Below are 10,990 nucleotides of genomic sequence, written 5' to 3' on the forward strand. Positions count from 1 at the left end.
TCGGTCCTGCGCCTCGTGTGCGCCGCGCTCCCTCATCACCTGTACTCCGAAAGCCTGCGACCGATGCCGACGACGGCCGCCCCGGCGGCGAGCACCGCCAGCACGCCCGCCCCGACGGCCAGACCGGACAGCGCGCTCCTGCCGCCCTCGGCGGCCTCCGTGAACTCCCGCTGCTCCCAGCTCACGGCCCTCTCCAGGGCGTCGTCGACGTGCCCGAACGCCTCACCGGACGAGTCCTTCGCACTGGTGATCCGCGTCAGCGCCTCGTCGTAGTCGCCGCCGTCGTCGGCCGTGCGCGCCTTCGCGTGCCACCCCTTCCACGTCTTGACGCCTTCCAGCGCCCGACTTACAGGGGTGCTGCCGCCGACGTCGTCGGCGAGCCGCCGGGCGTCGGACAACTGCCGCTCCAGGGCGGCCATCCCGCTCCGGTAGTCGCTCTCGTACTTGTCCTTGCCGTCCGCGGTGGTCACCGCGCCCCGCGACACCAGGGTCAGGTTCTCGTTGGCGCGGGCCTGGAGGGAACTGATCCGGGCGTCGTTGAGGACCTTCAGGGACTCCTGCCCGTGCGCCCGGGAGTCGTCCAGGCCCGACGCGGCGACCGCGTGCCCCACGGTCAGCCACAGCAGGACGGCCAGGGAGGCGACCGAAGCGGCCAGCATGCCCTGGTTGAACACCCGGTTCGTACGCCGGTAGTTGCGGTGCTGCGCCCAGCCGAGACCGCCGAGCGCGAGCACGCCCAGGCCCAGGGCGACGTACGGCCAGGAGCTCGCCTCGTCGTAGTCGCGGTAGAGGCGGGCCGTCTCCTCGTCGTAGAGCTTCTTCGCGGCGGGCAGCAGGTGGGTGGTCATCTGCTCGTTGGCGTACCGCAGGTAGGCGCCGCCGAGCGGGAGGCCCTGCCGGTTGTTGGCGCGGGCGCGCTCGATCAGCCCGGTGTACCGGGGGAGCTGCTGGTTGAGCTTGGCTATCTCCTGGCCCGACGCGCTCACGCTCGACGTGTTCGCGGCGGCCTTGACCAGCAGGCGGGACGCCTCCGCGATGTCCTTCTCGTACCGTTCGGTGACCGCGCGGGGCTCCTGGGCGCCCGCGAGGAAACCGCTCGCGGCGGAAGTGTCGGCGTCGGCGAGGGAGCGGTAGATGTTCGCGGCGTCGGCCGACAGCGGCTGGCTGCGGGTCACCACGTCGTCGGCGGCGGCGGCCCGGTCGGACACCTGCCAGGCGGTCACCGCGCCGAACGCGAGCACCAGCAGCGCCAGCGCGGCCCCGATGATCCGCAGCCGGCCGGGCTCGGTCGTGGCACCGGCACGCAGCCGGTCCCTGCCCTCGGCCCAGGCGGTGGTGCGGGCGGGAGGCGGTTGCTGCGGCCCGGACGCCACGGCGCCGGAGCCCGTGGGCGCGGGCACGGCGGGTGTCGGCGCGGGCGCCACGGCCGTGCCCCCTGGGCCGCTCGTCGGCGGGTGTGCCACGTGACCTCCCCCTCGGTCGTGGACGGCTGGCCCGTCTCCCGGCGGGCTCCCCTCCCCATGAAAACGTCGGAGAGATCCGCTTGGTTCCCGCACCGGGCCCGGCGGCGATCGGCGCCCCGGCCGGCCGGGGACCGGTGCGATGCCCAACTCGCGCCAGGGACATGCCACTTCGTGGCCGAATCCTATGCGGCAGACAGACCCCGGACCACAAAAACCCAACGATCACCCACGTCGCCTTCTTGCTGCCCCCGGTAGCTCCCTTGCGCGGCGGGGCCGCCCGCCTCTACGCCCGCCCCTTTGGGCGGCGGGGCCGCCCCCCGGGGGCGGAACGGGCGGGCAAGGGGGCGGCCCCCACCGGAGGTGCACCCTCCCGCCGTACGCCCCGCATCCCCCGTACGCCCCACCCCCCGTACGCCGCCCGGCCGTGCGCCCCGCCCCCGCCGTACCCCCAAGCCCCGCCGCCCCCCGTCCACCCCCTACCCGTACTGCCCCCGCAACCTCCGCCCCGCCTCCCCCCGCGCCCCCACCCGGTCCAGCCCCAGCAGCGCCGCCCCCAGCACCGGCGCCGCCGTCACCACCCGTACGACCGCCTTCGGTGCCCGCTCGGCGAGCAGGGCGCGGATGCGGTCGTCCAACTCCGGGTGACGGGCCGCGAGCACGCTCCCGCCGAGCAGCACCGGCGCCTCCTCCGTCAGGAGGTCCAGGCGCCCCAGCGCCACCGAAGCCATCGCGACCACCTCGTCCGCCAGCCGGTGCACCAGCGACCGGGCGACCGGATCGCCCTCCGCGCTCACCGCGAACACCAGCGGCGCGACCTCGTGCTGCCGCACCGCGGGGATGCGCCCCAGGTGCAGTGCCTCGATGAGGGCGTACATCGAGTCGAGTCCGAAGTGCGCGGGCAGCACGCGCGCGAGCGCGGTGGGCGCCCCGCGCCCGTCCTCCGCCCGTGCCGCGAACCACAGCGCCTCGTCCGCGAGGCCACCTCCGCCGCCCCAGTCGCCGGAGAGCTTGCCGATGGCGGGGAAGCGGGCGGTGCGTCCGTCGGGCAGCATGCCGACGCAGTTGATGCCCGCCCCGCACACCACCGCGACCCCGCGCGGCTCGTCCACTCCGGCACGCAGGACGGCGAAGGTGTCGTTGCGGACCTCGGTGGTGCGGCCCCAGCCGCGCGCCTGCACCGCCTGGGCCAGCTCCCGCTCCTCGACGGGGAGGTCGGCGTTGGCCAGGCACGCCGAGACGTGGTCGACCCCGGAGACCCCGGCCGCCCGCATGGCCCGTTCGACCGCGTCCGCGAGGACGTCGACGGCCGCCCGCACGCCCACCAGCGGCGGCTGGAAGCCGCCTCCCCGGCCCGTGCCCAGAACCGTTCCGTCCGCGCCGACGACGGCGACGTCCGTCTTGCTGTTGCCCGCGTCGACGGCGAGGACCGAGCCCCGCTCGCCGGCCGGGCCGTCGGCGGCAGTGCTCATGCCCACGCCAGGTGCTCCCGGTTGTGCGCGAGCAGTTTGTCCGTGAGCGCCTCGGCGTACTCGAACTGTCCGACCAGCGGGTGCGCGAGGAGCGCCTTGAAGACGCGCTCGCGTCCGCCGTGCAGGGCCGCTTCGAGCGCGAGGTTCTCGTACGCGGTGACGTGGGAGACGAGCCCCGCGTACATCGGGTCGAGTGCGGGCACCGCGAGAGGTGTCGCGCCACTGGCGTCGACGCGCGCCTGCGTCTCGATGACGGCGTCGTCCGGGAGGAAGGGGAGCGTGCCGTTGTTGTACGTATTGACGACCTGCACCCCGGAACCGCCGCCACCCAGCAGCGAGGACGCCAGGTCGACGGCCGCCTCCGAGTAGAACGCGCCGCCGCGCCCGGCGAGCAGCTCGGGCTTCTCGTCGAGCGCGGGGTCGCCGTACAGCGCCAGCAGTTCCTTCTCCATCGCGGCGACCTCGGCGGCGCGGGACGGCTTGCTGCCGAGTTCCCGTACGACCTCGTCGTGCTGGTAGAAGTACCGCAGGTAGTACGAGGGGACCACGCCGAGGCGGTCCACGACCGCGCGCGGCATGTGCAGATCGGCGGCGATGGCGTCGCCGTGCTCGGCGATCAGCCGGGGCAGCAGGTCCTCTCCGGCCGGGCCGCCGAGACGTACGCCCAGCTCCCAGGTGAGGTGGTTGAGGCCGACGTGGTCGAGGTGGACCTCGGCCGGGGCGACGTCGAGCAGTTTCGCGAACTTCCGCTGGAAGCCGATGGCCACGTTGCACAGTCCCACCGCCTTGTGGCCGGCCTGGAGCAGGGCGCGGGTGACGATGCCGACGGGGTTGGTGAAGTCGATGATCCACGCGTCGGGGCTGGTGCGGCGGACGCGTCCGGCGATGTCCAGGACGACGGGGACCGTGCGCAGCGCCTTGGCGAGACCGCCCGCGCCGGTCGTCTCCTGGCCGACGCAGCCGCACTCCAGCGGCCACGTCTCGTCCTGCCGGCGGGCCGCCTGGCCGCCGACCCGGAGCTGGAGCAGCACCGCGTCGGCACCGGTGACGCCCGCGTCCAGGTCGGAGGTGGTGGTGATCGTGCCCGGGTGGCCCTGCTTGGCGAAGATGCGCCGGGCGAGACCGCCGACCAGTTCCAGCCGGTCGGCCGCCGGGTCGATCAGGACGAGTTCGGTGACCGGCAGGGTGTCCCGCAGCCGGGCGAAGCCGTCGATCAACTCGGGGGTGTAGGTGGAACCTCCACCGACTACTGCGAGCTTCATGAATTGGTGACCTAGCCCTTCACTCCGGTCAGCGTGACACCCTCGACGAACGCCTTCTGGGCGAAGAAGAAGACGAGGATCACAGGGGCCATGACCAGTACGGTCGCGGCCATGGTCAGGTTCCAGTTGGTCTGGTGCGCGCCCTTGAAGGACTCAAGTCCGTAACTCAGGGTCCAGGCGGCCGGGTTCTCCGACGCGTAGATCTGCGGACCGAAGTAGTCGTTCCACAGGGCGAAGAACTGGAACAGGGCGATCGCCGCGATGCCGGGCCTGGCCATCGGCAGCACGATGCGGATCAGCGTACGGAAGTCGCCGCAGCCGTCCACCTTCGCCGCGTCCAGGTACTCGTCGGGGATCGTCAGCAGGAACTGCCGCAGCAGGAAGATGGAGAACGCGTCGCCGAACGCGAGCGGGATGATCAGCGGCCACAGGGTGCCGGTGAGGTCCAGCTGCTTCGACCAGAACAGGTACATCGGGATGATGACGACCTGCGGCGGCAGCATCATCATCGAGATGACCAGCAGCAGCGACAGGTTCCGGCCCCGGAAGCGGAACTTGGCGAGTGCGTACGCCACCGGTACCGACGACAGCACGGTCAGTACGGTGCCCAGGCCCGCGTACATCAGGCTGTTCCGCCACCAGCCGAGGAAGCCCGGCGTCCGGAAGACCTTGACGTAGTTGCCCCACTCCCAGGTGTGCGGCACCAGGTCGCTGGTGAGCGCCTGACGGTCGCTCATCAACGAGGTGAGCAGCAGGAAGACGAACGGCAGCACGAAGAAGAGGGCTGCCGCTGTCCCCAGGGAGTGCACACCGATCCAGTGGAGTGTGGCTCTGCGGCGGGCGGTGCGGCGGGCCGGAGTGGGGGTCTCCGTACGGAGCGGACGCTCAAGAGTCGTGGTGGACATGGGAATCAGTCACCTGCCTGGAGGAGGCCGCCGCGCCGTCGCATCAGCAGGGCCGTGAAGGCCATCGCCAGGACGAACAGGACGAGTGCGGTGACCGCGGCGGAGCCGTAGTCGAACCGCTGGAAGCCGAGGTTGTAGACGAGCTGGGGCAGAGTCAGGGTCGACTTGTCCGGGAAGCCGGGCTCGAACGGCTGGCCCGAGTTGCCGATGACGCCCGAAGCGACCTTCCCCGCCACCAGGGGCTGGGTGTAGTACTGCATCGCCTGGATGACCCCGGTGACCACCGCGAACAGCACGATGGGCGAGATGTTCGGCAGCGTCACGAAGCGGAACCGCTGCCAGGACGACGCCCCGTCCAGCTCCGCCGCCTCGTACTGTTCCTTCGGTACGTCGAGCAGCGCGGCCATGAAGATGACCATGAGGTCGCCGATGCCCCACACGGCGAGGATCGTCAGCGCCGGCTTCGAGGTCGCCGGGTCGGTGAACCAGTCCGGGGTGGGCAGCCCCAGGGAGCCCAGGATCTCGTTGACCGGGCCCGTGCCCGGATTGAGCAGGAAGACGAAACCGAGGGTGGCCGCCACCGGCGGAGCGAGGTAGGGCAGATAGAAAAGGGTGCGGAAGACACCCGTCCCCGATTTGATCTTCGTGATCAGCAGGCCGATGCCGAGGCCGAAGGCGACGCGGCAGATCACCATCACGACGACCAGCCAGAGGGTGTTCCTCATCGCGGGCCAGAAGTTCGGGTAGTCCGTGAAGACGTACGTCCAGTTGTCGAGGCCGTTGAATACCGGGGCGCCGAAACCGTCGTACTTCATGAAGGAGAAATACACGGTGGAGATCAGCGGGTACGCGAAGAAGACCGAGAAACCGATCAGCCAGGGCGACATGAAGGCTGCCGTGCGAAGCGCACCGCGGGTGCGCTTCGCACGGAGAGTGTGAGTGGTCATCGCGGAGCTACTTCGCCTTCGCGATGTCTGTGTCGATCTGCTCGGCCAGCTTCTCCAGCCCCGCCTTCAGGTCCTTCACGGCGCCCTTCTCGTACTGGTAACCGAACTCCTGGAGGGAGTTGAGGTGCGCGGCCCCGTTGACCGCACCGGCGGGGCTGTTGGACCGGGGGTGCTGGGCGATCTCGTGGAACGTCCGGAAGCCCTCGGGGCCCTTCAGGTCGGGGGACTTCAGCGCCTCGAAGGTCGACGGCACGTTGTTGATCGCGTTGGAGAACGCGACGACCGCCTTGGTGTCGGTCGTCATGAACTCGATGAGCTCCCACGCGGCGTTCTGCTTCTTGCTCTGCGGGGCGATGCCCATCACCGTGCCCGACAGAAAGCCCCTGCCGTACGTGTCCTTCCGGCTGTCGGGCACCGGCATCGGGGCGACACCGATCTTGAACGGCACCTTGGCGTCCGTCGCCATCCCCAGCCGCCACTCCCCGTCGAGCTGCATGGCGACCTGACCGGTGTGGAAGGGGTGCTGGGGGCCGAACTCGTCGCCAAAGGTGTTGCGGAACCTGTCCAGTTTCTTGATTCCGCCGAGGTCGTCGACGAGTTTCTTCTGCGTGGTCAGCATGTCCGCGAAGGCCGGGTCCTTGGCGATGTTGGACTTGCCGTCCTTGTCGAAGTACTCCGGCCCCCACGAGCCCAGGTAGTGCTCGGTCGTCGTCTCGTAACCGTGGTAGGCGGGCATGAAGCCCAGCTGCTCGAAACCGTCGCCCTTGGGTTTCGTCAACTTCTTCGCGACGGCGGACAGTTCGCTGTAGGTCTGCGGCGGCTCGGTGATGCCCGCCTTCTCGAAGGCGTCCTTGTTGTAGTAGAGCCCGTACGCGTCGGCCAGCAGCGGCAGTGCGCACCGCTTCCCGTCGAACTGTGTGTAGTCGAGCATGACCTTCGGGAAAGTCTTCTCCAGGTCCAGCTTCGACTTCTCGATGAACGGTTTCAGGTCCGCGAAGGCGCCCGAGGAGCAGAACTTGCCGATGTTGGACGTCGTGAACGACGACACGACGTCCGGGCCCTTGGAGCCGCCGCTGCGCAGCGCCTGGTTCAGTTTGTCGTCGTTGATGTTGCCGATGACGTTGACCTTGATGTGCGGGTGGGCCTGCTCGAACCGGGCGACGTTCTCCTCGATTCCCCTGACCTCCTTCGGGGCGTTCCAGCCGTGCCAGAAGTTGATCGTGGTCCTCGCGTTCGGGTCGTCCTTGGCGGTGTTCCCGGCGGAGCCGGTACAGGCGGTGGCGGTGACCGATATCGAGGCGACGAGCACGGCGGCGGACAGGAGAAGGTTTCTGCGCATGACGAAACTCCCAGGGGCAGGGCAAGGGGGATTGCGGGGTGGGGGAAGCAGGTCGTACGGGGCCGGGGCCGGCCGGCGGCCGGGGGGCGCTGGCTAGCCGGTCGACGTCGTGTCGAACACTTCGTCGCGGGTGGCTTCCAGCGCGCTCTGCAACGCGCCCCTGAGCACCGGGGACTGCTGGATCTCGCCGATCACGAGACGGGGGCGGGGCGCGGCCAGTTCGGCCAGCTCCGCCTGGACGAGGGCCCGCAGCGGTTCGCCGCCCGCGGCGGCCACCATTCCGGACAGTACGATCAGTTCGGGGTCGAGCACGGCGACCACCGAGGCCAGTCCGGTCGCCAGCCGCTGCGCGTACTCCGGCAGGAGCCCCTCCAGTCCTGGCTCTCCTGCGGCGGCGCGCGCCAGTAGGCCGGTGGCCACCTCCACTGCCGGCTGCTCGGGAGTGTCGTAACCGAGCTGCCGGGCGATCCGCGGCACGGCGACCGCGCCCGCCAGCTCCTGGAACCCGCCCCCGTTGGCCTGCGCCACCCGCCGGATCAGCGGCGCTCCCGGCACCGGCAGGAAGCCCACCTCGCCCGCGCCGCCGGTCCAGCCCCGGTGCAGCCGCCCGCCGAGGACGAGGGCCGCGCCGAGTCCGCCCTCCGCCCACAGCAGCACGAAGTCCTCGTGGCCGCGTGCCGCGCCGAGCCGCTGCTCGGCGACCGCCGCCAGGTTCACGTCGTTCTCGTACTCCATCGGCATCGGCAGCGCCGCGGCCAGTTCGTCGAGCAGGGCGGGGGAGTGCCAGCCGGGCAGGTGCGAGGCGTACCGCAGCCGGCCGGTGTTCGGGTCGAAGGCGCCGGGGGTGCCGATCACGACCCGGTGCAGATCGCCCCGTACGAGACCGGCGTCCTTCGCGGCGCCGTCGATCGCCTGCGTCACCTGACGTACGACACCGGTGGACGAGCGGCCCGGCGTGGGCAGCTCGAAGCTCCCGGCGGTGGTGCCCGCGAGGTCGGCGACGGCGGCACGGATCCGGTCCGGGGCGACGTCCAGCGCGGCGACGTGCGCGGCGCCCGCGTTCACCGCGTACAGCTGCGCGCTGGGGCCCGGACGGCCCTCGGTGGTGCCGGTGGCGACGACGAGGCCGGCTGCTTCGAGCCGGGCCAGGAGCTGGGAGGCGGTCGGCTTGGAGAGCCCGGTGAGCTTTCCGATCCTGGTCCGCGACAGCGGCCCGTGCGCCAGCAGCAGGTCCAGCGCCGCGCGGTCGTTCATCGCGCGCAGCACGCGTGGAGTACCCGGTGTGCCCGGCGTTACGGCCACGACGGTGTCACCTGCCCTTTCGGCGGTCCGCTCTCCCGACCTCGCGGTCAGACGCTGTTAGGAAAGTTTCCTATTCGGATGGGAGGAACGTAAGGGCAGGCGAAGGGGGCGTCAATGGGAAGCGCCCCCGAGGCAACCAAAGCGTTACCTGCGGGGGCGTGGAAGGAGGTGTTCCCAAAAAGGGAGGTGTTCCCATAAGGGGCGGGCGGGGCGTCCGCCGGTCCGTCAGGGCTTGTTGAGCGGCGGAGCTCCTGGCGCGGGAGCCGCGGGACCGGAGCCGGGCGTCGGGCCGGCGGGCGGGATCGGCGCCGATGCCAGCGCCTGCGGTGACGTGGGACTGGCCAGCGCGGACGGCGCGGCCACCCCCGCCGACGGGTCCGCCGCCGCCTCCTCGACCAGCAGTGCCGGGCCGCCGACGATCCGGATGCCCGCCCGGTCGAAGGCCTGCTTGATCCGCCAGCGCAGTTCGCGCTCCACCCCGAGCGCCTTGCCCGGCATGGTCTTCGCGGACACCCGCACGATCATGGATTCCAGCAGTACCGAATCCAGGCCGAGAACCTCGATCGGGCCCCAGAGCCGCTCGTTCCACGGCTCGGCCTTCGCCATGTCCTCGGCGACCTCGGACAGCACGGCCCGGATGTTGTCCAGGTCCTCGCTCGGAAGGACCTGGACGTCGACGCCCGCGGTGGCCCAGCCCTGGCTGAGGTTGCCGATCCGCTTCACCTCGCCGTTGCGGACGTACCAGATCGCGCCGTTGTCCCCGCGCAGTTTGGTGACCCGCAGCCCGACTTCTATGACCTCGCCGGAGGCGACGCCCGCGTCGATGGTGTCGCCGACGCCGTACTGGTCCTCCAGAATCATGAAGACGCCCGAGAGGAAGTCGGTGACCAGGTTGCGGGCGCCGAAACCGAGCGCCACGCCCGCCACACCGGCGCTCGCGAGCAGCGGCGCCAGGTTGATGTTCAGCGCACCCAGCACCATCAGCGCCGCCGTGCCGAGGATCAGGAACGAGGCCACGGAGCGCAGTACGGACCCGATCGCCTCCGACCGCTGGCGGCGGCGCTCGGCGTTCACCAGCAGACCGCCGAGGGCGGTGCCCTCCACCGCCTGGGCGCTGTTGTTCATGTGCGTTATCAGCTTGGTGATCGTGCGCCGGATCACCGTCCGCAGCACGGCGGCGATCACCACGATCAGCAGGATGCGCAGGCCGACGCTCAGCCAGGTGGACCAGTTCTGCTCCACCCAGCTCGCGGCGTTGCCGGCCCGCTCTGCGGCCTCGTCGAGGGTGACGGGGCCTGGGGTGGGGGACGGGTCTGCGAGCGGTAGGACGGACCAGGACACCTCGGGCACCTCCATGCGATTCCTGCGGTGTGGCAGACCCACCACACTATCGGGGCAACGGGCAGGGCCCCGTTGACTTCGGGCCCGCAACCCTGTGGTCCGCGACACCACGCGCGGCGGTTCCCCCGTGTGGTGGACAACACTTGTGGCCCGTTACCCGGACGTGGTGGCGCCACGACCAGGCATGAGGGGAGACTGGTGCTGCATCGTCCCGGCGCGAGCCACGCGCCGCCGGCGTCCAAGGAGGCATCCGTGCCGCATGTCCTGGTCCTCAACGCGTCGTACGAGCCGCTCGGCGTCGTACCGCTCCGCCGCGCGCTCGTTCTCGTCCTGGAGAACAAGGCACTCTGCCTGGAGGAGTCCGGCGCTTTCCTGCACAGTGCGACCCGTGTCGTCCCCGCTCCCAGCGTCGTACGGCTCAAACGGTTCGTGCGGGTCCCCTACCGGGGGCCCGTTCCGCTCACCCGCCGTGCGCTCTTCGCCAGGGACGGCGGGCGCTGTATGTACTGCGGTGGCGTCGCAACCAGCGTCGACCACGTCATTCCGCGCAGTCGTGGCGGACAGCACGCCTGGGAGAACGTGGTGGCGGCCTGTCGCCGCTGCAACCACACCAAGGCCGACCGGCACCTGAGGGAGCTCGGCTGGCGGCTGCGCCATCAGCCCGCCCCGCCGACCGGTCTGGCCTGGCGGATCATCGGGACCGGGCACCGGGACCCGCGCTGGCTCCCGTATCTGCAGCCCTTCGGCGCGGACGACGCCCTGGCCCGGATCGACGGCACCTCCGCGGTCAGCGAAGTCGCCTGAGTCCGGGCCTTCGTCCTTCAGGCAGGGCGGTGGGGGTGGGGGGGGGGGGGACCCCCCCCCCCCCCCCCGCGCCCCGACACCGCGGCCCCCGGCGCCCCCACCCCCCCCAGCCCCTCACCCACCCCGGGCGCCCCCGCGGCTCCCCGCCCCCCCACCAA

9 protein-coding genes are annotated in these 10,990 nt (G+C 71.2%); 1 reads left to right on the plus strand and 8 read right to left on the minus strand.

Annotated features, from left to right (window positions below):
* Positions 1 to 35: 35 nt before the first annotated feature.
* The 8 genes from HNQ79_RS17695 to HNQ79_RS17730 form a co-directional block, all read right to left on the minus strand.
* Complete coding sequence (locus HNQ79_RS17695) at positions 36 to 1,463, minus strand: GlnX family signal transduction membrane protein (protein ID WP_373312407.1); 1,428 nt, start codon at positions 1,461 to 1,463, stop codon at positions 36 to 38.
* A gap of 476 nt (positions 1,464 to 1,939) precedes the next feature.
* Positions 1,940 to 2,932, minus strand: coding sequence for an N-acetylglucosamine kinase (locus HNQ79_RS17700; RefSeq protein ID WP_185032096.1), 993 nt, complete (start codon positions 2,930 to 2,932; stop codon positions 1,940 to 1,942).
* Positions 2,929 to 4,194: a 6-phospho-beta-glucosidase gene (locus tag HNQ79_RS17705; protein ID WP_185032098.1), complete on the minus strand. Its 1,266-nt coding sequence runs from the start codon at positions 4,192 to 4,194 to the stop codon at positions 2,929 to 2,931. The genes HNQ79_RS17700 and HNQ79_RS17705 overlap by 4 nt, the downstream gene beginning before the upstream one ends.
* A gap of 11 nt (positions 4,195 to 4,205) precedes the next feature.
* Positions 4,206 to 5,099 (minus strand): carbohydrate ABC transporter permease, encoded by an 894-nt coding sequence (locus HNQ79_RS17710; protein WP_185032100.1) that lies wholly within the window; start codon positions 5,097 to 5,099, stop codon positions 4,206 to 4,208.
* 5 nt (positions 5,100 to 5,104) lie between these two features.
* Positions 5,105 to 6,046 carry a carbohydrate ABC transporter permease gene (locus HNQ79_RS17715; protein WP_185032102.1) on the minus strand — a complete coding sequence of 314 codons (942 nt, stop codon included), beginning with the start codon at positions 6,044 to 6,046 and terminating at the stop codon, positions 5,105 to 5,107.
* Positions 6,047 to 6,053: 7 nt separating this feature from the next.
* A complete protein-coding gene (locus HNQ79_RS17720) occupies positions 6,054 to 7,385 on the minus strand; it encodes an ABC transporter substrate-binding protein (RefSeq protein ID WP_185032104.1) in 1,332 nt (443 codons plus the stop codon).
* Positions 7,386 to 7,478: 93 nt separating this feature from the next.
* Positions 7,479 to 8,639, minus strand: coding sequence for an ROK family transcriptional regulator (locus tag HNQ79_RS17725; RefSeq protein ID WP_185032174.1), 1,161 nt, complete (start codon positions 8,637 to 8,639; stop codon positions 7,479 to 7,481).
* A gap of 273 nt (positions 8,640 to 8,912) precedes the next feature.
* Entirely contained in the window at positions 8,913 to 10,043 is a 1,131-nt protein-coding gene (locus HNQ79_RS17730; RefSeq protein ID WP_185032106.1) for a mechanosensitive ion channel family protein, read from the minus strand.
* A gap of 237 nt (positions 10,044 to 10,280) precedes the next feature.
* Between HNQ79_RS17730 and HNQ79_RS17735 the strand changes: the two genes are divergently transcribed.
* Positions 10,281 to 10,832, plus strand: coding sequence for an HNH endonuclease (locus HNQ79_RS17735; protein ID WP_185032108.1), 552 nt, complete (start codon positions 10,281 to 10,283; stop codon positions 10,830 to 10,832).
* Positions 10,833 to 10,990 lie beyond the last annotated feature (158 nt).

The sequence above is a fragment of the Streptomyces candidus genome (assembly GCF_014207445.1).
GTDB lineage: Bacteria > Actinomycetota > Actinomycetes > Streptomycetales > Streptomycetaceae > Streptomyces > Streptomyces candidus.

Bases quoted from the DNA above. Each gene is read 5' to 3' on its own strand.
- HNQ79_RS17700 (WP_185032096.1), bottom strand. From the start codon at position 2,932: ATGAGCACTGCCGCCGACGGCCCGGCCGGCGAGCGGGGCTCGGTCCTC.
- HNQ79_RS17705 (WP_185032098.1), bottom strand. From the start codon at position 4,194: ATGAAGCTCGCAGTAGTCGGTGGAGGTTCCACCTACACCCCCGAGTTG.
- HNQ79_RS17710 (WP_185032100.1), bottom strand. From the start codon at position 5,099: ATGTCCACCACGACTCTTGAGCGTCCGCTCCGTACGGAGACCCCCACT.
- HNQ79_RS17715 (WP_185032102.1), bottom strand. From the start codon at position 6,046: ATGACCACTCACACTCTCCGTGCGAAGCGCACCCGCGGTGCGCTTCGC.
- HNQ79_RS17720 (WP_185032104.1), bottom strand. From the start codon at position 7,385: ATGCGCAGAAACCTTCTCCTGTCCGCCGCCGTGCTCGTCGCCTCGATA.
- HNQ79_RS17725 (WP_185032174.1), bottom strand. From the start codon at position 8,639: ATGAACGACCGCGCGGCGCTGGACCTGCTGCTGGCGCACGGGCCGCTG.
- HNQ79_RS17730 (WP_185032106.1), bottom strand. From the start codon at position 10,043: ATGGAGGTGCCCGAGGTGTCCTGGTCCGTCCTACCGCTCGCAGACCCG.